The following is a 23,586-nucleotide window of genomic DNA, read 5'->3' as shown; positions in this document are numbered from 1 at the left end:
GGCGCACCATGGAAAACCTACTCCGCAAGCTGGACTTCACCACGCTGCGGCTGTTCGTGGCCGTATGCCAGGAAAACAGCATCGCCCGGGCGGCCGAGCGCGAATTCATCGCGCCCTCGGCCGTCAGCCGGCGCATCGCCGAAATGGAATCGCTGGTCGGCCTGCCGCTGATGCGGCGCCACGCCCGCGGCATCACGGTCACGCCCGCGGGGCAGACCATCCTGCGCCATGCGCGCCAGATCATCGGCGACGTCGAGGCCATGGGCGCGGAACTGTCGCGCATGTATAGCGGCGTGAAAGGCCACGTCCGCGTGGTGGCGAACCTGTCGGCCATCGTGCAGTTCCTGCCCGAAGACGTGGCCGCCTTCCAGCGGCTGTTTCCCGACGTGGACATCGACCTGGAAGAGCAGCACAGCCCCGATGTCTTGCGCCTGGTGCGCGAGCGCGCGGCCGACTTCGGCATCTGCAACCGCATCGCCGGCGTGCAGGGCCTGGAGGTCAAGCCTTACCGCCGCGACCGGTTGGCCGTGATGCTGCCGGCCGGACATCCCAAGGCGGCGGCGCGCCACTTTCATTTCCGGGACCTGGCCGACGAAACTTTCGTGGGCCTGCGCGAGAACAGCGCGCTGACCCAGCTGCTGGCGGCCCAGGCCCAGGCGCTGGGCGCCGCGCCGGCCGTGAAAATACGCGTCGCCAGCCTGGACGCGCTGTGCCGCATGGCCCATGCCGGGCTGGGCATCGCCATCCTGCCGCAACAGGTGGCCGAGCTGTACCTGCAGGCGCTCGACGTGGTGGTCCGGCCCTTGTCCGACCCCTGGGCGCAGCGGGAGATCTGCATCGTATTTCCCGGCGAAGGCCAGCTTTCCGCGACAGCGGCGGCGCTGGTCAGGTTCCTGGCGCAGCAGCCCTGAGGCATCTCGTTTTGCGATGGCGGGCATGCCGAGATGTCGCTTCGCCACGCCGCCGCATCTCCTTATAGTCAAGGCGCATTTCGCATCGAGGCGGGGCGCAGACTCCGTCCTCTCGACAAAGGAGACAAACATGAACATCGCCAAACCGCTGGCCGCCTGTGCGCTGGGCCTGGCCATGCTGTGCCAGGCCGCCTCCGCCCTGGCCGACGGCTACCCCGACCGCCCCATACGCCTGATCGTTCCCACGTCGCCCGGCTCGACCGCCGACGTCGTGGCGCGCGTCGTTGCCGACAAACTCGGCCAGACCCTGGCGCAGTCGCTCATCGTCGAAAACCTGGCGGGCGCCGCCGGCATTCCCGGCACCCGGCAACTGGTGGCCGCCAAGCCCGACGGCTACACCCTGGCGATCATATCGTCCAACCACGCCATCAACCCCAGCCTGTACAAGACCATTCCGTACGATTCCGTGCGCGACATCACGCCCATTTCTATCATCGGCACCACGCCGCTGGTCGTCGTCGTCTCCGACTCGTCGCCCTACACCTCTATCGGCGCACTGCTCAAGGCCGCCAAAGCCCAGCCCGGCAAGATCAACTACGGGTCGTCCGGCACCGGCAGCGTGCTGCACCTGGCGGGCGAGCTGCTGAAATCCAGGGCCGGCATCGACATGATGCACATCCCCTACCGCGGCGGCAACGCGCTGATCACCGACGTCATGTCCGGCCAGGTGCAAACCGCCTTCCTGGCCGTGCCCTCGGTGCTGGCACAGATCCAGGCGGGCAAGCTGCGCGCCCTGGCCGTCAGCACGCCCAAGCGGCTGGCCGTGCTGCCCGACGTGCCCACCCTGGACGAAGCCGGCGTCAAAGGCTACGCCTACGATGCCTGGATCGCCCTGATCGGCCCGGCCGGCCTGCCGCCCGCCATCGTCGCCAAACTGCAGCAGGCCACCCAGCAGGCCATGCGCGACAAGCAAGTGCTGAATGCGCTGTCGCCGCAAGGCTTCGTCTCTGACGGCGGCACCAGCGAACAGGCTGCCCGCACCCTGACCGACGAGATCTCGCGCACCCGCATGCTGGTATCCGCGGCCGGGCTGTCCCCCGAGTAACGCCGCCCGCCACATGCCCGACGCTTTCTTGTCCGATGCCCCCGCGCGGCTGCTGTTCCTGTCCAGCAAGCCGGCCTGCATCGCCGCCCAGCTCGATGGGGCGGCGGTGTCCCTGGCCGACGCGCTGCCGCTGCGCGACGACGTGTCTACCGACGAGATCACGCCCGTTCCCATCCTGACCCACTTCGACCAGAAGCTGGGCCGCTATCCGTACACCGGCCTGACCGCAGGCGAACAGCGGCCCATCGCGGCCGGCGCGGTCCAGCAGTCGGCATTCAACGTGGTGGTGGCCGGCAAACGCTACGGCAAGGGCTCGTCGCGCGAGCACAGCCCCATGGCGGAAAAACTGGCCGGCATCCGCCTGGTCATCGCGGAAAGTTTCGAGCGCATCTACCGGCAGAACGCCGACAACATCGGCCTGTACACCAGCACCGACCTGGGCCTGGTCGAACGCCTGCAGCGCGGCGAAGCCATCACCGTGGACGAACTCGTCGCCGGCCGCGACGCCCTGGCCGCCGCCATTCTGAAGGCGGGCGGCCTGCTGGCGTTCGGGCAGGCGCACCTGGCCCAAAGCCGGCCCGCGCCGGCCGGCCGGCAAGGCGGGGCTGGCGCGCCCCAGACCCTGTTCGAGAAAATCGTGCGGCGCCATCTGCTGGCCACGCCCGCCACGCCCGCCTGCCCGATGCCGGGCGAAGGCATGTTCGTGCGCGCCGACTGGCGCTTCATCCACGAGTACTACACGGGCATGGCCGCGAACATGCTGCATGCCCAGTTCGGCCGGCCGCTGCGCCTGGTGGAACCCGGCAGCATCGTCGTGTTCGAAGACCACACCTCGTACGTGGACGACAGCCCCAACCACGTGCGCGCCGGCATCGTGCCCAACGTGCGCGCCATGTGCCAGGCCCAGCGCGACTTTGTGCAAGCCTATGGCCTGCACCAGCATCGCACGCTGACCGAGGCCGAGGCGGCGCGCGATGCGGGGGGCAACGTGGCCGGTATTTCCCACGCCATGATGGCCGAGCACTACGCCTTGCCCGGCCAGGTCGTGGTGGGCACCGATTCGCACACTCCGCACAGCGGCGCGCTGGGCTGCGTCGCCTTCGGCGTCGGCACCACCGACATGGCTAACGCCTTCGTCACGGGCGCCGTGCGGATGACCCTGCCGCAATGCCTGAAAGTGCAGCTGGACGGCGCTCTGCCGGACGGTGTCACCGCCAAGGACATCGTGCTGCATCTGCTGGCCCTGCCGCAGATCCGCGCCGGCGCCGGCGTGGGCAAAGTCTTCGAATTCACCGGCCCGGCCGTGGCCCGGCTGTCGATCGATGAACGCGCCACCCTGACCAACATGACCGCCGAACTGGGCGGGCTGACCGGCATCGTCGCGCCCGATGCGCAAACCCTGTGTTTCCTGCAGGCGCGGCGAGGCATCGCATTCGAACTCGAGCCCTGGATGCGCAGCGACCCCGGCGCCGCGTACGCCGCCGAACTGCGCGTGGATTGCGCATCGCTATCGCCCTGGGTCGCGGCGCCCGGCGACCCGGGCAATGGCACCGCGCTGGCCGCCCTGCGCGAGCGGCCCCGCGTCGACATCGCCTACGGCGGCTCGTGCACCGCCGGCAAGCGGGAAGACTTCGACCACTACCATGCCGTGCTGGCCTGGGCGGTGGAGCGTGGCTTGCGCATCGCGCCGGGCGTTTCCCTGTACCTGCAATACGGCACCACCGCCGTGCGCGATTACTGCATTGCCCGCGGCTATGACCGCACCTTCGCGGCAGTGGGCGCGCGCATCCTGCAGCCGTCGTGCGGCGCCTGCGCCAACTGCGGGCCGGGCTCGTCCACCGATGCCGGGCAAGTTACTGTCAGCGCGATCAATCGCAATTTCCCCGGCCGGTCGGGCCCCGGAAAGGTCTGGCTGGCCAGCCCGCCTACCGTCGTGGCCAGCGCGCTGGCTGGCGAACTGGTGTCGTTCGCCGAACTGCAGGCACGCCACACCGGCTGAAATTCGCGGCCTCAGCCGGCGCGCAGCTCTGTGTGCCGGCGGGCCAGTACGCTATGCGGACGAGGACGGCGTGATCGGTGGCCCAGGTGGCGTCGGGAGCGTTGTCGTAGCCGGGGGGAACGAAGGGCTGGTTCATTGGGGAAGGGTCAGGTGGCGGTGTCGGCCTGTTCCGGATGATGGCAGACCACGCACAACTTATTGCCGTCCGGGTCGCGGAAGTAGGCCCCGTAGTAATGCGGATGGTATTGCGGCCGCAGGCCCGGTTGTCCTTCGCAAGTTCCGCCCGCCTGCAGCGCTGCGGCATGCGCTTGGCGTACTTGCTCGCGTGTCACGGCCAGAAAGGCTGTCATCTGGCCGTTGCCCGGCTCGTGGGGGTTGCCGTCAAAGGGCCTGGCGATCGCGAACAACGGGCGGTCGGCTCCCTTGGACTGCCAGCCTGCCCAGGGGATGTCGGCGTCGAAGAAGCGCTGTTCCAGGCCCAGGACTTCGAACAGGCGTTCGTAGAAGCGCAGGGCGCGGTCGAAGTCGGTAATGCCGACGAAGATGTGGGAGAACATGGAGATTGGGGGTGAGAGGGCGATGTTGTGATTATCAATAGGGTTGGGGGCGGGTGTCCAGGTACATGCCACTTGCCTGAATCGGAGGATTGGCGCTTTCATCGGGTTTGTTATTCGTGTACACCTATGGCACGCGTCGTGCCCGAAGATGAGTCCAGGATGAAATCTCCACCTAAGTCGTCTACCGCCCTGCCGGTTTGTCACTTTGAGCAGCAACAAGACTGGGCTGCCTGGCTGATAGAAAATCACGACACATCGTCTGGCGTGTGGCTGAAATTTGCAAAAAAAAGCGCCGATGTCCAGTCGGTTTCATACAACGAAGCCGTTGAGATTGCCCTTTGCTTTGGATGGATAGATGGACAAAAGCAAGCTCACAGCGAGCAATTCTGGCTCCAGAAATTTACTCGACGCTCAGACAAAAGCATTTGGTCCAAAATCAATAAGGAAAAAGCGCTAGCCCTGGTCAAAGCAGGCGCCATGAAACCAGCCGGGCTCAGAGAAATTGAGCGCGCAAAGGCCGACGGGCGCTGGGATGCTGCATATGATTCGGCCAGCAAGGCAACGGTACCCGGTGATTTTCAGTCGGCGCTAGACGGCAATGCGCGAGCGAAGGACTTCTTCGGAACGCTCGACGGTCGGAATCGATACGCCGTTCTGTTCAGAATACAAACTGCCAAGAAGGCCGAAACGCGCGCCAAGCGAATTTCACAGTTCGTGCAAATGCTGGAACGACACGAAAAGGTACATCCGTGACCCACACTCCCCTGGCCATCACCCCTTGCCAGACCGCCTTGCTGGTCATGCATTATCAAACCGACATCCTGAATCTCTTCCCGTCGGTCGCCCCCGCGTTGCTCGCCAATACCCGCCAGCTGTGCGACGCGGCGCGCGGCAAGGGCGTCGGGGTCTATTTCGCCAAGATTCACTTCAGCCCCGGCTACCCGGAAGTCAGCCCGCGCAACAAGAACGGCCAGGGCATGAAGCAGCTGGGGCTTTTCGTTAATGACCAGGTGTCGCCGCAGCTGGGCCGGCGGCCCGACGAGCCGATTGTCATGGCGCACCGGGCCAGTGTGTTCTTCGGCACCGACCTGATGCCGCAGCTTGCCGCGCGGGGAATCGATACGCTGATCATGGCGGGCATTGCCTCGACCGGGGTGGTGCTGTCGTCGGTGGCGTATGCCAGCGACGCGGATTTCCGCCTGTTGACCGTCAAGGATTGCTGCTACGACCCGGACCCGGTGGTGCACGAGCATCTGTTCTCGACCGCATTCGAGTCGCGCACGACGGTGCTGTCGCTGGCCGAGGCCCTGTCGCTGCTGGCCTAGGGCCACCGGAGGGCACCTGGGGACAGGCTCGCCGTGAAAGTTTTCATATAACCTGAAAACCACCGTACAATACCCGGATGCTAACCAAGTCGCTCACCCTGACCGAGCAGGTCGCCGGCAAGCTGGCTTCCGACATTACCGCCGGCGTGTATCCGGTGGGCGGCAAGCTGCCCACCGGCAAGGCCCTGGCGCAGCTGTACGGCGTCAGCGCGGCGGTCATCCGCGAGGCCACCGAGCGCCTGCGGGCCCAGGGGCTGGTAGAAAGCCGCCAGGGCGCCGGCTGCACGGTGGTGTCGCGCACCGCCAGCCCGGGTTTCCAGGTGCCCGGCCGCGCCACGCTCGACCGGGCCCAACTGGCCAGCGTGTACGAACTGCGCATGGAACTCGAAGGCGGGGCCGCGGCCCTGGCCGCCGCCCGGCGCAGCGAGGCCGACCTGGCCTGCATGGCCGCCTGCCTGGCGGCGCTGGAAAACCCCCTCAGCCACGCCGACGACCAGGGCGTCGAGCAGGACATCGGCTTCCATGGCGCCATCGCCGTGGCCACCCACAACACTTACTACCAGCAGTTGCTGCAGTATCTGAATCTGCAAGTGCGTGCGGCCGTGCGCATTGCGCGGGAAAATACCCAGCAGCATCAGGCCGATTTGGTGGTCGACGTGCACCAGGAACACGTCGCCCTGTACCAGGCCATTGCCGCGCGCGACCCGCAGCGCGCCCGCGCCGCCGCCGTGCTGCACCTGCAGCGCGCCGCCGCCCGCCTGCGGCTCGATTTCTCTTCGTTCGATTCCAAGCCTACGCCATGAACCCGTCAGATTTCTCACAGCGCCTGGTGCAGGCGCTGGGCCCCGATACCGTCCTGACCGCGCCCGACGACATCGCCCCCTGGCTGTCCGATTGGCGCGGCCTGTACAACGGCCAGGCCCAGGCGGTGGTGCGGCCGCGCCGCACGGAAGACGTGGCCCAGTGCCTGGCGCTGTGCCAGCAGGCCGGCGTGCCGGTGGTGCCGCGCGGCGGCAATACCGGCATGTGCGGCGGCGCCACGCCCGACGCGCAGCCGGCCAATGTGGTGCTGGCGCTCGACCGCATGAACGCCGTGCGCTCCATCGACACCATCGCCAACACCATGGTGGCCGAAGCGGGTTGCATTCTGGGCAACCTGCGCCGCGCGGCCGACGAGGCCGGGCGCCTGCTGCCGCTCAGCCTGGCGGCCGAAGACTCGTGCCAGATCGGCGGCAACGTGTCCACCAACGCCGGCGGCGTGAATGTGGTGCGTTACGGCATGACGCGCGAACTGGTGCTGGGCATCGAGGCGGTGCTGCCCACCGGCGAAATCTTCCATGGCCTGCGCACCCTGCGCAAAGACAACACCGGCTATGACCTGAAGCAGCTGCTGATCGGCGCCGAAGGCACGCTGGGCGTGATCACCGCGGTGGCGCTGCGCCTGTTCCCGCGCACCAGCGTGCGCTCGGTGGTGCTGGCGGCGGTACAGTCGCCCGCCCAGGCGCTGCAATTGTTCGAGCTGGTCTACGAACAATGCGGTTCGCGCCTGCAGGCCTATGAATTCTTCACCGGCCAGTGCGTCGACCTGGTGCTGGCCCATGCGCAGGGCGTGCAAGAGCCTTTCGCGCAGCGCTATCCCGGCTACGTGCTGATGGAACTGGCCGACACGGCCGACGAAGCCGCCCTGAACACGCTGCTGGAAAACGTGATCGGCGCCGCGCTCGAGCGCGAGCTGTGCCTGGATGCCGCGGTGTCCGCGTCGCTGGCGCAGCTGCAGGCGTTGTGGAAGCTGCGCGAAGAAATCTCCGAGGCCCAGCGCGCCGACGGCCCGCACCTGAAGCACGATATTTCCCTGCCCATCGAGCGCATCCCCGATTTCATGCAGTCGGCCGAACAGCGGCTGCGCGGCGCCCATGCCGATATCCGGCCGTTCATCTTCGGCCATTTCGGCGACGGCAACCTGCACTACAACCTGTCGCGCCCGGCCGGCGCGCCGCGCGACTGGGCGGCGCAGCATGGCGCGGCCATTACCGACATCGTGCTCGACGAGGTCAACCGCTATGGCGGCAGCATCAGCGCCGAGCACGGCATCGGCCAGCTCAAGCGCGACCATTTCCTGCACAGCAAAGATCCGCTGGAACTTCGGCTGATGCGCGACATCAAGCGGCTGCTCGATCCGGCCGGCATTCTGAATCCTGGCAAGCTGCTGTAGTTTTCTGCGCCGCCAGCCGCGCAGCGGCGGGCCCGCCGCTTCCGGACGGGCTTGCCAACGCTGCGGCGCGGAGGCATTTCATTCATCCACCCTACGGGAAGAGACACATGCATGCGAATTACATAAACGGGGCCTGGGTCGACGGCGTCGACACGCGCAACAACATCAATCCCTCGAACCTGGCCGACATCGTGGGCGAATATGCCCAGGCCGACGCCGCCCAGACCGCCCAGGCCATTGCGGCCGCGCGCGCCGCCGCGTATGACTGGGCCCGCACCACCGGCCAGCGCCGCGCCGACATCCTGGACGCCGTGGGCACCGAGATCCTGGCGCGCAAAGAAGAGCTGGGCCGCCTGCTGTCGCGCGAAGAAGGCAAGACCTTGCCCGAGGGCATCGGCGAAGCCAGCCGCGCCGGCTACATCTTCAAGTTCTTCGCCGGCGAGGCGCTGCGCATTCAGGGCGAGAAACTGCCCATGACGCGCCCCGGCGTCGAAGCCGACGTCACCCGCGAGCCGGTGGGCGTGGTCGGCATCATCGCGCCCTGGAATTTCCCCATTGCGATCCCGGCCTGGAAGATCGCGCCCGCCCTGGCCTACGGCAATACGGTGGTGTTCAAGCCGGCCGACCTGGTGCCGGGCAGCGCCTGGGCGCTGGCCGAGATCCTCAGCCGCGCCGGCCTGCCGCCGGGCGTGTTCAACCTGGTCATGGGCCGCGGCGGCATCGTCGGCCAGGCCATCCTGGACGACAAGCGCGTCGACGCCATCAGCTTCACCGGCTCGGTGGCCACTGGCCGCCGCGTGGCGCAGGCCGCGATGACGCGCCTGGCCAAGGTGCAGCTGGAAATGGGCGGCAAGAACCCCATGGTGGTGCTGGACGACGCCGATCTGAAAGTGGCGGTGGAAAGCTGCGTCAATGGCGCGTTCTTTTCCACCGGCCAGCGTTGCACGGCATCCAGCCGCCTGATCGTGCAAAAGGGCATCTACCCGCGTTTTGTCGCCGCCATGCAAGAGCGCCTGCAGGGCCTGAAAATCGACGACGCCTTGCTGGCCGGCACCGACATCGGCCCGGTGGTCGATGAAAGCCAGCTGGCGCAAAACGAACAATACGTCGGCATCGGCCGCGAAGAGGGCGCCAAGCTGGCCTATGGCGGCGAACGCGTCAAGCGCGCCACCGACGGCTTCTACATGACGCCGGCGCTGTTCGTCGATTGCAGCAACGACCTGCGCATCAGCCGCGAAGAAATCTTCGGCCCCGTGGCCGCGGTGATCCCGGCCGATTCGTTCGAGCATGCGCTGGAACTGGCCAACGACACTGAATTCGGCCTGTCGTCCGGCATCTGCACCACGTCGCTGAAGTACGCCACGCAGTTCAAGCGCGATTCCCAGGCCGGCATGGTGATGGTCAACTGCCCCACGGCGGGCGTCGACTACCATGTGCCGTTCGGCGGCCGCAAGGGCTCCAGCTACGGCCCGCGCGAGCAGGGGCGCTACGCGGCAGAGTTCTACACCAGCGTCAAGACGGCTTACACCGCGGCCTAAGCCGTTTGCCCCGGGGCGCGTCAGGTTGGCGTTCTATTGACGTCGTTGCCAGGTGTCAGGCTCCCGAAGGGTGCCTGACACCGATGTGTGCAGCAGCTATCTCAACAGCACGGTGTCAGGCACCCTTCGGGAGCCTGACACCTGGCAATCCAATCAGCATCAGCCCTCAAGCCGGCCGCCATCCGAATGCCATGGCGCGCCGCGCAGGGCGGCGTGCCATGGCGGCCCCGCACGATTTTCTTTTCCTGGCCGGTGGCCCCCCACGAAGCAAAAGAACGCGATTCTCCCCAGCAATGCGGCGATGATCATCCGTTGCGAGTCGAGGGCGTGCCTGGGGGCGGGGGCGGGCGCCTCGGGGCCGAGCGAGGGAAACCGAAGGAAGCCGCAGGCTGACGAGGTTGACAACGCGATGTCGGCCGCGAAGGCGGCCGACCGGCCCCGTGAAGCCCGCCCCCGCCCCCAGGCACGGCCTCGACGCCAACAGAAAGCCACCACCACCTTCAAGCCTGGTGATAAATCTCCGCCCCCTTCTTCACAAACTCCACTGCCTTCTCCTGCATGCCTTTTTGCAGGGCGTCTTTTTCGGCCACGCCCTGCGACGCGGCATAGTCACGCACGTCCTGCGTGATTTTCATGCTGCAGAAATGCGGCCCGCACATCGAGCAGAAGTGCGCCACTTTCATCGAGTCCTTGGGCAGGGTCTCGTCGTGGAATTCCTTGGCCGTGTCGGGGTCCAGGCCCAGGTTGAACTGGTCGTCCCAGCGGAACTCGAAGCGCGCTTTCGACAGCGCGTTGTCGCGAATCGCCGCGCCGGGGTGGCCCTTGGCCAGGTCGGCCGCGTGGGCGGCGATCTTGTACGTGATGATGCCGTCCTTCACGTCTTTCTTGTTGGGCAGGCCCAGGTGCTCTTTGGGCGTTACATAACAGAGCATGGCCGTGCCGTACCAGCCGATCAGCGCGGCGCCGATGCCCGAGGTGATGTGGTCGTAGCCCGGCGCGATGTCGGTGGTCAGGGGGCCCAGCGTGTAGAACGGCGCCTCGTGGCAGTGTTCCAGCTGCAGGTCCATGTTTTCCTTGATCATCTGCATGGGCACGTGGCCCGGGCCTTCGATCATGACCTGCACGTCGTGCTTCCAGGCCACCTGCGTCAGCTCGCCCAGGGTCTTCAGTTCGGCGAACTGCGCCTCGTCGTTCGCGTCGTAGGCCGAGCCCGGGCGCAGGCCGTCGCCCAGCGAGAAGCTGACGTCGTAGGCCTTCATGATTTCGCAGATTTCCTCGAACCGCTCGTACAGGAAGCTTTCTTTGTGGTGCGCCAGGCACCACTTGGCCATGATCGAGCCGCCGCGCGACACGATGCCGGTCATGCGGTCGGCCGTCATGGGAATGAACGGCAGGCGCACGCCCGCGTGAATCGTGAAATAGTCCACGCCCTGTTCGGCCTGTTCGATCAGCGTGTCGCGGAAGATTTCCCAGGTCAGGTCTTCGGCCTTGCCGTCCACTTTTTCCAGCGCCTGGTAGATCGGCACCGTGCCGATGGGCACCGGCGAGTTGCGCACGATCCATTCGCGGGTTTCGTGGATGTGCTTGCCGGTGGACAGGTCCATGACCGTGTCGCCGCCCCAGCGGATCGCCCAGGTCATTTTCTCGACTTCTTCGCCGATGCCCGAGCTGACCGCGGAATTGCCGATATTGGCATTGATCTTCACCAGGAAGTTGCGGCCGATGGCCATCGGTTCGACTTCGGGGTGGTTGATGTTGGCCGGAATGATGGCGCGGCCGCGCGCTACTTCGTCGCGCACGAATTCGGGGGTGATCACGGCGGGAATGGCGGCGCCGAACGATTGGCCCGGATGCTGGCGCTGCAGGCGGCGGGCCAGCTTTTCGCCGTCCGGGCCGCTGGCGCGCAGGGTTTCCAGGTACTGTTCGCGGCGCAGGTTTTCGCGGATGGCCACGAATTCCATTTCCGGGGTGACGATGCCGCGGCGCGCATAGTGCATCTGCGACACGTTGGCGCCCGCCTTGGCGCGGCGCGGCGGCCGCTGCAGGTCGAAGCGCATGGCCGTCAGCTTGGGGTCGGTCAGGCGCGCCTGGCCGTATTCGCTGGTGGGGCCGGCCAGCAGCTCGGTATCGCCGCGTTCTTCGATCCAGGCCTTGCGCAGCGCCGGCAGCCCGCGGCGGATGTCGATGCGCACGTCGGGGTCGGTGTAGGGGCCGCTGGTGTCGTATACCGTCAGGGGCGGGTTGCTTTCGCCGCCGAACATGGTGGGCGTGTCGTCTTGCGAGATTTCGCGGAACGGCACGCGGATGTCCGGGCGCGAGCCGGTTTCATACACTTTGCGGGACTTGGGCAGCGGCGCGACGGCGGCGGCATCGACTTCGGCCGTGGCGGCAAGGAACTTCGGGTTGGCGTTCATGGAAAGCTCCAATGGTGAGTTTGGAGCCGAATCGGGATGGATTCCGGGCCGGGCGGGCGTGGGACCCTGGCGGGCGGCGCGGAATACGCTCCCAGCATCGGCATTATCCGTACTGGTACGAAGGGACTCTCTCAACACGCCAGCCGCTTGCGGCCAGCGAGTACCCCTGCGTGAACCCGCAGTATAGGCCGTATTACCGCTTTACATCTGTATACGCTTGGGGCTATCGGTCTGCGCGCCAGACCTGTACACTTTTTTGTAACGCCGGGATGCACGTAGCCTGGCATGCCAGCCCCCAGTCATTGAAGAAGGAACCCGATATGCAACCCTCCCTACGTAAACTGGCCCCGGCTCTCGCAGTCCTGACGCTCGTGCTCGCGGGCTGCAAGACCGCGCCCCAGAAAGACGCCGCCGAGGCGGCTGCCAAGCCCCAGGCCACCCAGCCCGCCACGGCCGCCGTGGTCGAGTTCTATGTGGCCCAGTCCCAGACCGGGCCCGGCCTGATGGAAGTGAAAATCCCCGACGGTTCGCTGTTCATGCAGCGCCAGCCCGTGCTGACCCGCGGCGACCTTACCGAAGCCGCCGCCCTGGTCGACCGCAAGGGGCAGAATTTCGTGGGCCTGCGCTTTACCGAAGAAGGCGCCCGCAAGCTCAACGACGTCAGCAGCCAGAACATCGGCAACATGCTGGCCCTGGTCATCGACCGCGAACTGGTCGCCGCCCCGCGCATCGCCGAGCCGCTCAACCGCGGCGTGCTGGCCTTCAGCGTGTCGTCGGCCCAGGCGGCCTCTGAAATCGCCGCCAAGATCCGTGGCGACCAGCCCGCCGCCAATGGCGGCAGCGCCACGCCGCCGTCGCCGGCCGATCCCGCTGCGCCGGCATCGCAGGCTCCCAAGGCGCAGTAAGGCCTTGTGCGTACCCGGGGCCGGCCAGGCCCCGGCAAGCAACCCATCGCAAGGCGCCCGCGGGCGCCTTGCCGCATGATGGGGGCTCAGCCGCGCCGCTTGCGCCCCTTGCCCTCGCTGTACGAGCGCAGATAGCCGTCCACGAGCATGCGCAGCAATTTGTCGACTTCGCGCCTGTCGCTGGCCGTCAGGGCGTTGATCTGTGCCGGCGGCACGCTGGGAAACGGCCAGGGCGCCGGCGGCGCCTTGCCGCCCGCGCTGCCGGGTTCCATCAGCGTGTGTGTGTCCGCGGTATCCGGCAGGCTGTAGGCGTCGCGCTTTTCCATCGGGCCCTTGCCGGTATCCAGCCAATCCAGCTCGACCCGCAGCACCTGGGCGATCTTGCGCAGCGAACGGCTGGAGCGGCGCAAGCCGCTTTCATAGCCCGACATTGTGCTTTGTGACAACCCGCAGGCGCGCGCCAGCGATTTCTGCGTGTGGTGGCGCAGCAATCTGGCGTGCTTCAGTCGGTCCGAAAATGTCTTCACCGGCCGATTGAACCGTGCCATCAGATTACTTTGGCGATCACTATTATTACTTTTGTCATATTCGCCGGAGAATCCATGCAAGCGGTCATTGAAGCCATTGTCATCCGGGGCGGCGTGCCGCGCCGTCCACATTTGTCCGATGCCCTGGCCGCCACGGGCTGGTCCGTGCGCGACTGCGCCGCCATTGGCCGCCTGGGCGAGCTGGCCGAAGCCCGCGCGCCGCAGGTGCTGGTGCTGGAAGGGCCCGCCCATGCCTTGTGCACCCTGACCGGCATCGCGCGCTTTACCGTGCCACGGGCCGCCGTGATCGTGCTGGCCGACGATGCCGAGGTCGAATCGCGCATCGTGGCACTGGCCGCCGGCGCCGACGCCACCTGCTCATTGCACGTCGAAGTGCGCGAGCTGGCCGCCCTGGGCCGCGCCCAGGCCCTGCTGCGCAGCGGCGAATCGCCGTCCGAGGCATCCCGATGGTGCCTGGCCAGCGGCGGTCGGGTACTGGCCGGCCCGCGCGGCCAGCGCCTGCCGCTGACTTTCACCGAAAGCGCATTTTTCCGGCGCCTGCTCGCCGCGCCAGGCTATCGCCTGCCGCGCGCGCAGCTGCTGGCGTCGCCGTCGGGCCCGAATCAGGCACGTTCGGCGCGCAGTGTCGATGTCATGGTGTCGCGCCTGCGCGCCAAGGCGCAGCGGCTGGGGGTCGAATTGCCGCTGCTGGCGGTGCGGCAGTGGGGGTACATTTTCCTGGCCGACAATCCCACCGGCAATGTCGATGCGTCGGCCATCGCCCACGCGCCCGGCCAGCCGGGCGCCTAGGTCGCCCTAGATCACCACCAGGTTGTCGCGGTGCATCAGCTCGGGGTCGGTCATGCTGCCCAGGATGCGCGCAATCTGCGACGACGGCTGGCGCAGAATGCGCCGCGTGTCGGCCGATGAATAGTTGATCAGGCCGCGGGCGCACTCGGCGCCCTGCGGGTCGACGCAGGCCACCACGTCGCCGCGTTCGAATTCGCCCTGCACGTCGGTCACCCCGATCGGCAGCAGGCTCTTGCCTTCGTGCAGCAGGGCGCGCACCGCGCCGGCGTCCAGCACCACCCGGCCGCGCAGGCGCAGGTGGTCGGCCAGCCACTGCTTGCGCGCCGACCACACCGGCAGCACGGCCCGCAATTCCGAGCCGATGCACTCGCCCTGCGCCAGGCGGGTCAATACGTGGCGTTCGCGGCCCGACGCGATGACCGTGTGCGCGCCGCTGTGCGCCGCCCGCTTGGCCGCCAGTATCTTGGTCAGCATGCCCCCGGTGCCGATGCCCGAGCCGGCGCCGCCGGCCATGGCTTCCAGCGCCGGGTCGCCCGCCTGGGCGTGCGACACGAATACCGCCGCCGGGTTCTTGCGCGGGTCCGAGTCGTACAGGCCGCGCTGGTCGGTCAGGATGATCAGCGCATCGGCTTCGATCAGGTTGGTGACCAGGGCGCCCAGGGTGTCGTTGTCGCCCAGGCGGATTTCATCGGTGACCACCGTGTCGTTTTCATTGACGATGGGCACCACGCCCAGGCGCAGCAGGGCGAACAGGGTGCTGCGCGCATTCAGGTAGCGGTGCCGGTCGGCCAGGTCTTCGTGGGTAAGCAGGATCTGCGCCGTGCGCAGCCCGTGTTCGGCGAACGCGGCTTCGTAGGCCTGGCACAGGCCCATCTGGCCCACGGCGGCGGCGGCCTGCAGTTCGTGCATGACCGACGGCCGCTTGCGCCAGCCCAGGCGCGCCATGCCTTCGGCGATGGCGCCGCTGGACACCAGCACCACCTGCTTGCCTTGCTGGCGCAGGGCGGCGATCTGGGCGGCCCAGTGCGCCACGGCGGCGCGGTCCAGGCCACGCCCTTCATTGGTGACCAGGGAAGATCCGACCTTGGCCACCAGCCGGGTGGCAGAGGCAATAACGGAAACAGCGGTAGTGTCGGCAGTCATGGCGATGACCGGGGTGTTGCGGTGATGAAAGGCCGCGGGGGCGGCCGGCGGTAGACGAGAATGCGATTATGGCTTATTCGTCACCGCCACGCGGCGCCCCGGGCGGGGCCGCGTCGCCGCGGGTGGCGTCGAAGCGCGGGTCTTCGGCCACGTAGGTGCCCTGTGCCTGGTCTTGCGCCACGTGGTCTTTGCGCTGTTCGGCGTCAAGGTAGTCTTGCAGCGCCCAGATCAGTTCCTGGGTGCCGTCGCCGCTCAGGCCCGAAATGCCGAACGCCGGGCCCTGCCAATCGAACAGTTCGATGAAGCGCTGACGCGCGGCCTCGGGGTCGGGCACCATGTCCTGCTTGTTCAGCACCAGCCAGCGCGGCTTGGCCGCCAGTTCGGGGTCGTAGCGGCGCAGTTCTTCGACAATGGCGCGCGCATCGGCCACGGCCTGCTCGATGGGGTCGGTGTCGGGATCGGCCGACGAGATGTCGACCAGGTGCAGCAGCACGCGGGTGCGCGCCAGGTGGCGCAGGAACAGGTGCCCCAGGCCGGCGCCTTCAGAGGCGCCTTCGATCAGGCCCGGGATGTCGGCCACCACGAAGCTGCGCGAAGCCGAGGTGCGCACCACGCCCAGGTTGGGGTGCAGGGTGGTGAACGGGTAGTCGGCCACCTTGGGGCGCGCATTGGAAATACGGCTGATCAGGGTGGACTTGCCGGCATTGGGCAGGCCCAGCAGGCCCACGTCGGCCAGTACTTTCAGTTCGAGCCGCAGGCGGCGCTGCTCGCCTTCTTTGCCGGGCGTCCATTGGCGCGGCGCGCGGTTGGTGCTGGACTTGAAGTGCAGGTTGCCCAGGCCGCCCTGGCCGCCGGCGGCCAGCGTGACCTTTTCGCCGTGGCGATTCAGGTCGAACAGCAGGTCGCCGGTGTCGGCATCGTGCACCACGGTGCCTACCGGCACGCGCAGGGTGATGTCGGGCGCGGCGGCGCCGTATTGGTCGGAGCCGCGGCCGTTCTCGCCGTTCTTGGCCCGGTGCAGGCGGGCGTAGCGGAAGTCGATCAGCGTGTTGATATTGCGGTCGGCCACGGCAAAGATGCTGCCGCCGCGTCCGCCATCGCCGCCGTCGGGGCCGCCCTTGGGAATGAATTTTTCGCGGCGAAAGCTCGCCACGCCATTGCCGCCTTTGCCGGCGACGACTTCAATGGTGGCTTCGTCTACGAATTTCATGAAAGTATTCTGCCTGATTTAGCCGGCCCGTTAAGCAAAAAAGCCCTGCCGCATGCGACAGGGCTTTTGCCGTTCGGGTAACGGGTTGCCGTTACTCGGCCGCCACGACCGACACGACCTGCTTGTTCAATGCGCCCTTGAAGCCGAATTGAACCTTGCCGTCGATCAGCGCGAACAAGGTGTGGTCCTTGCCGATGCCGACGTTGGTGCCGGGGTGGAAACGGGTGCCGCGCTGGCGCACGATGATCGAGCCAGCCGGAATTTGTTGGCCGCCAAAAACCTTGACGCCCAGTCGCTTCGATTCTGAGTCGCGACCGTTACGCGTAGAGCCGCCGCCCTTCTTCTGTGCCATGTTGATAGCTCCTGCTAATCAATACCGGATCGGGTCATCAAGCCGTGATGGCTTCGATGCGGATTTCGGTGTAGTTCTGACGGTGGCCCTGATGCTTCTGGTAGTGCTTGCGACGGCGCATCTTGAAGATCTTGACCTTGTCGTGCCGGCCATGCGCAAGAACCGTTGCCTTGACCACGGCGCCAGCGACGAGAGGAGTACCAACTTTCAGTTGGTCGCCTTCGCCCACCGACAGGACCTGGTCCAGGGTGATTTCTTGCCCAATGTCAGCAGGTATCTGTTCTACCTTGAGTTTTTCGCCAGCGGCAACGCGATACTGCTTGCCACCGGTTTTTACGACCGCGTACATGGGGTGTTCCTTAATGGGAGTACTACGAATGAATTTCGGTATTGACCGAACCGTAGATTCTAGCGTGCCCCTGTGGAAAAGTCAAAAACCCCTTACAGGCCGGGCGCTTAGCGGGCATCCGGCGCCAGCGCCACGCGCGCGGCGATGGCCCGCGCGGCCCGCTGCACGCCCTGCGCCACGGCCCGCACATGGGCGGCTTCCAGGCGGTCGCCCGGAATCGACGTGCTGACCGCCACCCGCTTGCCCAGGGCGGTTTCGCCCACATACGCGGCGTAGCAGTGCAGGCCGGCGGCCACTTCTTCGTGTTCCTGCGCCAGGCCGTCGGCCCGCGCCCGGGCCAGCTCACGCAGCAGGGCGGTACGGTCGGTCTGGGTGCGCTCGCTGACCTGCGCCAGCACCGGCGGCAGTATCCCGGCCAGGGCCGCCTCGGGCAGGCCCGCCAGCAGCGCCTTGCCCAGCGCGCAGGCGTGCGCAGGCAGGCGCGAGCCCAGCTCGGACACCAGCCGCACCGGGCGGCGCGCGTCTTCGCGGGCCAGGTACACCACCTCGGCGCCGTCCAGCGCCGCCAGCTGCATGACTTCGTTGTGGCGTTCGACGAACTCGCTGGCGGCCGCGCGAAACGCCGCCTGCAGGCCGTCGTGCCGCAGGTAGGCCGCGCCCAGCGCCATCAGCTCCAGGCCGATGACATAGCCGTCGCCGGCCCGGTCGATCCAGCGCCGCCGCACCAGCGAATCCAGCAGCAGGTACAGCGAGCTGCGCGGCATGGCGCAGGCGCGCGCCAGATCGGCCGCGCGCAGCGGCCCGCGCTGGCCGGCCAGCGCGCGCAGGATGTCGTGGGCGCGGCGGATGGCCGGCACGTCGTAATCGGGGGCGGGCATAGTTGTCCAATATATTGGATTCAAAGTCATTATATTGGACATCCGCAAGCCGCTTTCCTAGACTGGCGGCACGAGATGGGGCGGCCCGCGCCCCGCCACCGGAGCCCGCATGACCGCCTTGAACGATTTGCCCGTAGACCTCGACCGCGCCCTGCTGGTGGGCCGCGCCTGGCGTCCCGCCCCCATCGACGGCCCCAGCGTGGTGGCGGTGCGCCAGGGGCGGGTGGTAGACCTGACCGCCCTGGCGCCCACCCTGGCCGACCTGCTCGACCACCCCGACCGGCTGGCCATCGCGCGCGACGGCCGGGGCGAAGACCTGGGGCCGGTGGCCGATTTGCTGGCGCGCAGCCTGGCGGGCGATGCCGCCGCCGGGCCGGTGCTGCTGGCGCCGTGCGACCTGCAGCCGGTCAAGGCCGCCGGCGTCACCTTCGCGGTCAGCTTGCTGGAACGCCTGATCGAAGAGCAGGCCGGCGGCGACGCCGGCCAGGCCGAAGCCGTACGCGCGCGCATCCACGCGCTGATCGGCTCCGACTTGTCGCAGCTGCGGCCCGGCTCGCCGCAGGCCATGGCCCTGAAGGCCGAGCTGCAGGCGCGCGGGCAGTGGTCGCAGTATCTGGAAGTGGGCATCGGCCCCGATGCCGAGGTGTTCTCCAAGGCGCCGCCGATGGCGTCGGTGGGCACCGGGGCCTGGGTGGGGCTGCTGCCGCAGTCCGAATGGAACAACCCCGAGCCCGAAGTGGTGCTGGCGGTCGACAGCGGCGGCCAGGCCGTCGGCGCCGCGCTGGGCAACGACGTCAACCTGCGCGACGTGGAAGGGCGCAGCGCCTTGCTGCTGACCAAGGCCAAGGACAATAATGGATCGTGCGCCATCGGCCCGTTCGTGCGCCTGTTCGACGAGCACTACACGCTCGACGACCTGCGCCAGGACGACGTGTCGCTGCGCATCGAGGGCGAAGACGGCTTCGTGCTCGACGGGGTCAGCCACATGCGCGAAATCAGCCGCGACCCTCTCGACCTGGTGCGCCAGGCCTGCGAATACCATCAGTATCCCGATGGCTTCATGCTGTTTCTGGGCACCATGTTCTCGCCCACCCAAGACCGCGGCGGGCAGGGCAGCGGCTTTACACACCGGCCCGGCGACGTCGTGCGCATCGCCACGCCGCGCCTGGGCGCGCTGGTCAACCGCGTGGGCCTGTGCAATGGCATCGCGCCCTGGACTTTCGGCGTGCGCGCGCTTTACGCCAATCTGCGCCGCCGCGGGCTGTAGCGCGGCGGGCGCGGCCGCCGGCGCCGCGAACGGGGACGCATACCCCGTATAATTCGCCAGACCCCGGGTTCCGGCGCGGCAGGCCCGCGCCGGCGGACCACCGAGCCACGGGTCGGCTCGACTTGTAATGTGCCGGATACGTCTTGAATCTCCCTGAGCTGATCGCCCCCATTGCCGATGACATGAAGGCCGTCGACGCGGTTATCCGCGCACGCCTGGATTCGGAAGTCGTACTCATCCGGACGATCGCCGACTACATCATCGGCGCCGGCGGCAAGCGCATGCGGCCGGCCATGGTGCTGATGGTGGCGCGCGCGCTGGGCTACCAAGGCGAGCACCATCGCCTGCTGGCCGCCGTGGTCGAGTTCATCCACACCGCCACTCTGCTGCACGACGACGTGGTCGACGAATCCGACCTGCGCCGCGGCCGCGAAACCGCCAATGCCATGTTCGGCAACGCCGCCAGCGTGCTGGTGGGCGACTACCTGTATTCGCGCTCGTTCGAAATGATGGTCGAGGCCGGCTCGATGCGCATCATGCAGATCCTGTCCGAAGCCACCACCATCATCGCCGAGGGCGAGGTGCTGCAGCTGCTGAACGTGCACGACCCCGACGTGTCCCAGAGCCGCTACCTGCAGGTGGTGCGCTACAAGACCGCCAAGCTGTTCGAGGCCGCCGCCCAGGTGGGCGCGGTGCTGGCCGGCGCGTCGCCCGAACAGGAAGAGGCCGCCGCCGCCTATGGCCGGCACATCGGCACGGCCTTCCAGCTAGTTGACGACGTGCTCGACTACAGCGGCGATGCCCAGGCCCTGGGCAAGAACGTGGGCGACGATCTGCGCGAGGGCAAGCCCACGCTGCCGCTGATCCGCGTCATGGAAACCGGCACGCCGGCGCAGCGCGAACTGATCCGCAACGCCATCAAGACGGGCGACGCCGACTTCGCCGCCGTGGCCCGGGCCATCCAGGCCACCGACGCGCTGGAACACGCCCGCCAGGCGGCCGAAGCCGAAGCCGAAGCCGCGCGTCAGGCGCTGGCCGGCTTTCCCATTTCCGTTTATCAGAAATCCCTGCTAGAATTCTGCGCTTTCGCGGTCAATCGTGATCGTTGAAAGCGGTTGTTGAAAACCCGTGGCGAAAACCGCGGGGTACGCCGGGGCGTAGCTCAGCCTGGTAGAGTACTGCGTTCGGGACGCAGGAGTCGGAGGTTCGAATCCTCTCGCCCCGACCATTGATTTGGTCGAATTCCTGGTGGCGCTTCCCACGCCACTGCATAGGCCGGTATCGCGCAAGCGGTGCCGGCTTTTTTGCGTGTGGTGCGTTCTTTCTGGATGCTGCGGGCGAGATGACGTTGGCGTTGACCACGGCGCCAGCGGCGATCATGCCGCGGCCTGGGACCAGTCCTCGATTCGCAATCCAGGCACACGGGAAAACTCGCGCGTGTTGTTGGTGACCAGCACCAGGCCTTGTGATCGGGCATGTCCCGCAATCATTGCGTCGTACGGGCCGATGGGAGTGCCGACGCGTGCCAGTTCTGCTCGCAATTGACCGGTATTGGCGGCGGCCGCCCGGTCATAATCCAGTACTTCAAGCCGTGCGAGAAATCCTTCGATCACGGGTTGATTGCGCGCCGGCACTGCAGATTTTTCCGCGCCATAGACGAGCTCCATCGCGGTCACCATGCTGACACACAACTGGCCTTGGTGATGATTGAGCGCCAGGCGCACGGCCTCCGGTTTGTTCCTGATCGTGAAGATGCAGATGTTCGTATCGAGCATGAACTTCAGCATCAGAATCCCTCGCGGGTTTGGTCGTCCGGCTGCTCTCGCTCGGCGAAATCGCCGGTCACGGAGTCGCCAGCGAACCAGGTATCCCACGACTCGCCTGCGGGCACCAGGATCCGGGCTCGGCCAACTACCAGAACATCGACCCGAGTGACATCGGCGGGCAACGCGACCGCCTTGGGCAGGCGTACCGCCTGACTGCGGTTGATTTTGAAAACGGCTCCCTGATTCACATCGCTCTCCTTGCCATATACAATTGGGATATACCATCGTACGCTGACATAGGCGGGGAAACAAGTGGACGAATCTGTCCCAGGCTGGTCGAGTGTTGCAAGATGCCAGGCCACCGATTCCAAATCCGCCCCTAGAACTTGACGCTATATCCCCCATCCACCCGCAGCGTCTGCCCGTTCACGTACGAGGCCGCGGGCGAAGCGAAGAACAGCACGGCGCCCACCACTTCGGACGGCTCGCCACAGCGCATCAGGGGGCTGCGGGCGCGGATGCGCGCCTGGTTGGCTTCCTGGGAAAGCAGTTCGCGGTTGAACTCGGTGGCGATGGTGGCCGGCGCGACGGCGTTGCAGGTGACGCCGTGGCGGCCGTATTCCACCGCCAGGCCGCGCGTCATGGCTTCGAGGGCCTGCTTGCTGATGGGGTAGGCGAAGTCGCCTTCGCGCGACAGGTGTCCGCTGACCGACGACACGTTCACGATCCGTCCGAAGCCGGAGCGGCACATGGCCGGCAGCACGGCGCGGCACAGCTCGATCGCGCCGAACAGGTTCACTTCGAACACCTGCCGGATATCGTCCAGCGACAGGTCGGCCAGCGGCCGTCGATGCCGCGCGCCGGCATTGTTGACCAGGATGTCGATTTCGCCCAGCGACTGCCGCGCCGCGGCCAAGCCCTGCTCGCGCTGTGCCGCGTCGGCCAGGTCGAAGGCGCACCAGCACGCCTGGGGCCCCAGTTGTGCGGCAAGCTGGCGGGCGCGGGCGGCGTCGCGGCCATGAATGGCCACGCGCGCGCCCAGCCGCAGCAGGCCCCGGGCGATTTCCAGGCCGATGCCGCTGTTCGAGCCCGTGACCAGGGCGGTCTTGCCGGCCAGGTCGAATGGCGATGTGGACGGGTCTGGTGTGGTCATGGCCATGGCCGGGTCGGTTGCCTGTAGAGCCGCCACTATGGCGCAGCCCGTGCCGGGCCGCCGCTGCCAGCCGGCCGGAAAGTTCATATGGTGAAACTTCCATTCCCCGGGCCGCGCCGCGCGAAACCGCGCTTCTAGAATGGGTGATGCCGCCGGACACTAAAAAATACTCCTGCGCGGCGCTTGTGACCGGAAAGGAGAGAGACATGGGTGGACGGGACATTCCCCTGGGCCTGTCGATGGATGCCGCGCCGCTGTTGCCGCGGGGCGATTCCGGCACGCCGGGCACCAAGGCGCCAGTGGGCGCGCGCTGCGTCGAACGCACCCTGTGGCTGCTGAAGGCGCTGAGCACGCGGGGCGAGTTCGGTTGGCGCCTGTCCGACCTGGCCGAGCAGGCCGGGCTGGATCGCGCCACTTGTCATCGCATGCTGGCCTGCCTGGTCAAGGAAGGGTATGCCCAGCGCTATCCGCATGACGTCAAGTATTACCCCGGCCAGCTGCTGTTCGAGATGGGCCTGGCCCTGCCGGGCTATGCCCATTTCCAGGACCTGACCGCGCCGCGCCTGGAGCAGGTCGGCGCCGGCACCGGCTGCATCGCCAGCCTGAGCCTGCGCAGCGGCAACGACATCGTGTGCGTCTTCCAGAATCGCGGCAGCGCCGACCTGCCCGGCATGCTGATCCGCGTGGGGTCGCGCCGCCCGCTGTTCGCCGCCGTGGCCGGCCTGGCCATATTGCAGTTGCTGCCGGCCGCCGAGCGGGCCCGCATCATTGAAGAGAACACGCAGCGCGAGATCCGCACGCGCGGTACCCACCGGCTGCCGGCCCTGGAGCACATGCGCGACAGCAGCGCGCAGGCGGGCTTCGGGTTCACTACCAGCGACCTGGCGCCGGGCATTTCCGCCATGGGGGTGGCGATCCGAGATGCGGCCGGGCGGCCGTTTGCAGGGCTGACACTGACCGGCAGCAATGCCACGCTGCACGCCGGCATCATCGACACGTACCACGCGCAGATGGTCGAGGCGGCGGCGGACATCGAATCGGATGCGCTGCAGTGCTTCCGCGCGCCCACGCATATTGCCGGAACCTGAGCGTGCGGGGCGCCTGGCGTGCCGCCGGGCACCGGTAATTTCGTCTCATGAAAAAAAGCGGGCGCGCGCGCCGGGGC

At 67.3% G+C, this 23,586-nt stretch carries 24 protein-coding genes and 1 tRNA gene; 14 read left to right on the top strand and 11 right to left on the bottom strand.

Annotation, left to right across the window (positions count from 1 at the left end; genetic code table 11):
• The first annotated feature begins 8 nt into the window (after positions 1-8).
• The 3 genes from J2P76_RS10075 to J2P76_RS10065 all read left to right on the top strand — a co-directional run bounded on the left by J2P76_RS10075 (position 9) and on the right by J2P76_RS10065 (position 4,015).
• Positions 9-911, top strand: a complete 903-nt coding sequence (locus J2P76_RS10075; RefSeq protein WP_207406820.1) for a LysR substrate-binding domain-containing protein — start codon at positions 9-11, stop codon at positions 909-911.
• 130 nt (positions 912-1,041) lie between these two features.
• On the top strand, positions 1,042-2,016 hold the full coding sequence (locus J2P76_RS10070) for a Bug family tripartite tricarboxylate transporter substrate binding protein (RefSeq protein WP_207406818.1): 975 nt from the start codon (positions 1,042-1,044) through the stop codon (positions 2,014-2,016).
• A gap of 13 nt (positions 2,017-2,029) precedes the next feature.
• Positions 2,030-4,015 (top strand): aconitase family protein, encoded by a 1,986-nt coding sequence (locus J2P76_RS10065; protein ID WP_207406817.1) that lies wholly within the window; start codon positions 2,030-2,032, stop codon positions 4,013-4,015.
• Positions 4,016-4,161: 146 nt separating this feature from the next.
• Here the strand turns inward: J2P76_RS10065 and J2P76_RS10060 are convergent, their stop codons facing one another.
• A complete protein-coding gene (locus J2P76_RS10060) occupies positions 4,162-4,572 on the bottom strand; it encodes a VOC family protein (protein ID WP_207406816.1) in 411 nt (136 codons plus the stop codon).
• 159 nt (positions 4,573-4,731) lie between these two features.
• Here J2P76_RS10060 and J2P76_RS10055 point away from each other — a divergent pair, with 159 nt between their 5' ends.
• From J2P76_RS10055 to J2P76_RS10035, 5 genes are all read left to right on the top strand, one after another.
• Positions 4,732-5,325, top strand: coding sequence for a YdeI/OmpD-associated family protein (locus tag J2P76_RS10055; RefSeq protein WP_207406815.1), 594 nt, complete (start codon positions 4,732-4,734; stop codon positions 5,323-5,325).
• On the top strand, positions 5,322-5,897 hold the full coding sequence (locus tag J2P76_RS10050; protein WP_347565301.1) for an isochorismatase family cysteine hydrolase: 576 nt from the start codon (positions 5,322-5,324) through the stop codon (positions 5,895-5,897). Before J2P76_RS10055 ends, J2P76_RS10050 begins: the two co-directional genes overlap by 4 nt.
• Positions 5,898-5,974: 77 nt before the next feature.
• Entirely contained in the window at positions 5,975-6,700 is a 726-nt protein-coding gene (locus J2P76_RS10045; protein WP_207406814.1) for a FadR/GntR family transcriptional regulator, read from the top strand.
• A complete protein-coding gene (locus J2P76_RS10040; RefSeq protein WP_207406813.1) occupies positions 6,697-8,109 on the top strand; it encodes an FAD-binding oxidoreductase in 1,413 nt (470 codons plus the stop codon). Before J2P76_RS10045 ends, J2P76_RS10040 begins: the two co-directional genes overlap by 4 nt.
• A gap of 107 nt (positions 8,110-8,216) precedes the next feature.
• Complete coding sequence (locus tag J2P76_RS10035) at positions 8,217-9,647, top strand: aldehyde dehydrogenase family protein (protein ID WP_207406811.1); 1,431 nt, start codon at positions 8,217-8,219, stop codon at positions 9,645-9,647.
• A 500-nt stretch (positions 9,648-10,147) separates the two neighbouring features.
• Here J2P76_RS10035 and thiC read toward each other — a convergent pair whose 3' ends face one another.
• The gene (thiC, locus tag J2P76_RS10030) at positions 10,148-12,061 is read right to left on the bottom strand and encodes a phosphomethylpyrimidine synthase ThiC (protein ID WP_207406810.1); all 1,914 of its coding nucleotides are present in this window, start codon (positions 12,059-12,061) and stop codon (positions 10,148-10,150) included.
• 320 nt (positions 12,062-12,381) lie between these two features.
• On the opposite strand from thiC, the gene J2P76_RS10025 reads away from it, so the two are divergent.
• Positions 12,382-12,966, top strand: a complete 585-nt coding sequence (locus J2P76_RS10025) for a SecDF P1 head subdomain-containing protein (RefSeq protein ID WP_207406806.1) — start codon at positions 12,382-12,384, stop codon at positions 12,964-12,966.
• Between the two features lie 86 nt (positions 12,967-13,052).
• Here the strand turns inward: J2P76_RS10025 and J2P76_RS10020 are convergent, their stop codons facing one another.
• Positions 13,053-13,514, bottom strand: coding sequence for a helix-turn-helix domain-containing protein (locus J2P76_RS10020; RefSeq protein ID WP_242697339.1), 462 nt, complete (start codon positions 13,512-13,514; stop codon positions 13,053-13,055).
• Positions 13,515-13,568: 54 nt separating this feature from the next.
• On the opposite strand from J2P76_RS10020, the gene J2P76_RS10015 reads away from it, so the two are divergent.
• Positions 13,569-14,303, top strand: coding sequence for a response regulator transcription factor (locus tag J2P76_RS10015; protein WP_207406800.1), 735 nt, complete (start codon positions 13,569-13,571; stop codon positions 14,301-14,303).
• Positions 14,304-14,309: 6 nt separating this feature from the next.
• Here the strand turns inward: J2P76_RS10015 and proB are convergent, their stop codons facing one another.
• From proB to J2P76_RS09990, 5 genes are all read right to left on the bottom strand, one after another.
• On the bottom strand, positions 14,310-15,446 hold the full coding sequence (proB, locus tag J2P76_RS10010; RefSeq protein ID WP_207406799.1) for a glutamate 5-kinase: 1,137 nt from the start codon (positions 15,444-15,446) through the stop codon (positions 14,310-14,312).
• 73 nt (positions 15,447-15,519) lie between these two features.
• A complete protein-coding gene (gene obgE / locus J2P76_RS10005; RefSeq protein ID WP_207406798.1) occupies positions 15,520-16,656 on the bottom strand; it encodes a GTPase ObgE in 1,137 nt (378 codons plus the stop codon).
• Positions 16,657-16,747: 91 nt separating this feature from the next.
• Positions 16,748-17,008 (bottom strand): 50S ribosomal protein L27, encoded by a 261-nt coding sequence (gene rpmA / locus J2P76_RS10000; protein ID WP_012251503.1) that lies wholly within the window; start codon positions 17,006-17,008, stop codon positions 16,748-16,750.
• A gap of 37 nt (positions 17,009-17,045) precedes the next feature.
• A complete protein-coding gene (gene rplU, locus J2P76_RS09995; RefSeq protein ID WP_012251502.1) occupies positions 17,046-17,357 on the bottom strand; it encodes a 50S ribosomal protein L21 in 312 nt (103 codons plus the stop codon).
• Positions 17,358-17,464: 107 nt separating this feature from the next.
• The gene (locus tag J2P76_RS09990; protein WP_242697338.1) at positions 17,465-18,235 is read right to left on the bottom strand and encodes an IclR family transcriptional regulator; all 771 of its coding nucleotides are present in this window, start codon (positions 18,233-18,235) and stop codon (positions 17,465-17,467) included.
• Positions 18,236-18,344: 109 nt separating this feature from the next.
• On the opposite strand from J2P76_RS09990, the gene J2P76_RS09985 reads away from it, so the two are divergent.
• The 3 genes from J2P76_RS09985 to J2P76_RS09975 all read left to right on the top strand — a co-directional run bounded on the left by J2P76_RS09985 (position 18,345) and on the right by J2P76_RS09975 (position 20,730).
• A complete protein-coding gene (locus J2P76_RS09985; RefSeq protein ID WP_207406795.1) occupies positions 18,345-19,502 on the top strand; it encodes a fumarylacetoacetate hydrolase family protein in 1,158 nt (385 codons plus the stop codon).
• 143 nt (positions 19,503-19,645) lie between these two features.
• Positions 19,646-20,611, top strand: a complete 966-nt coding sequence (ispB, locus tag J2P76_RS09980) for an octaprenyl diphosphate synthase (RefSeq protein WP_207406792.1) — start codon at positions 19,646-19,648, stop codon at positions 20,609-20,611.
• Positions 20,612-20,653: 42 nt separating this feature from the next.
• Positions 20,654-20,730, top strand: a tRNA-Pro gene (locus J2P76_RS09975).
• 148 nt (positions 20,731-20,878) lie between these two features.
• On the opposite strand, the gene vapC is transcribed toward J2P76_RS09975, so the two are convergent.
• From vapC to J2P76_RS09960, 3 genes are all read right to left on the bottom strand, one after another.
• Entirely contained in the window at positions 20,879-21,289 is a 411-nt protein-coding gene (gene vapC, locus J2P76_RS09970) for a type II toxin-antitoxin system tRNA(fMet)-specific endonuclease VapC (protein ID WP_207406790.1), read from the bottom strand.
• Positions 21,289-21,516 carry a type II toxin-antitoxin system VapB family antitoxin gene (vapB, locus tag J2P76_RS23815; RefSeq protein ID WP_207406788.1) on the bottom strand — a complete coding sequence of 76 codons (228 nt, stop codon included), beginning with the start codon at positions 21,514-21,516 and terminating at the stop codon, positions 21,289-21,291. Before vapB ends, vapC begins: the two co-directional genes overlap by 1 nt.
• A gap of 131 nt (positions 21,517-21,647) precedes the next feature.
• Entirely contained in the window at positions 21,648-22,421 is a 774-nt protein-coding gene (locus tag J2P76_RS09960) for an SDR family NAD(P)-dependent oxidoreductase (protein ID WP_207406786.1), read from the bottom strand.
• Positions 22,422-22,627: 206 nt separating this feature from the next.
• Here J2P76_RS09960 and J2P76_RS09955 point away from each other — a divergent pair, with 206 nt between their 5' ends.
• On the top strand, positions 22,628-23,509 hold the full coding sequence (locus J2P76_RS09955) for an IclR family transcriptional regulator (protein ID WP_207406784.1): 882 nt from the start codon (positions 22,628-22,630) through the stop codon (positions 23,507-23,509).
• The last annotated feature ends 77 nt before the right edge of the window (positions 23,510-23,586 follow it).

This window comes from Bordetella petrii, assembly GCF_017356245.1.
GTDB classification, from domain to species: domain Bacteria; phylum Pseudomonadota; class Gammaproteobacteria; order Burkholderiales; family Burkholderiaceae_B; genus Bordetella_A; species Bordetella_A petrii_D.
Note: the sequence above shows the minus strand (reverse complement) of the source record. Positions and strands in the feature narration are given on the sequence as shown.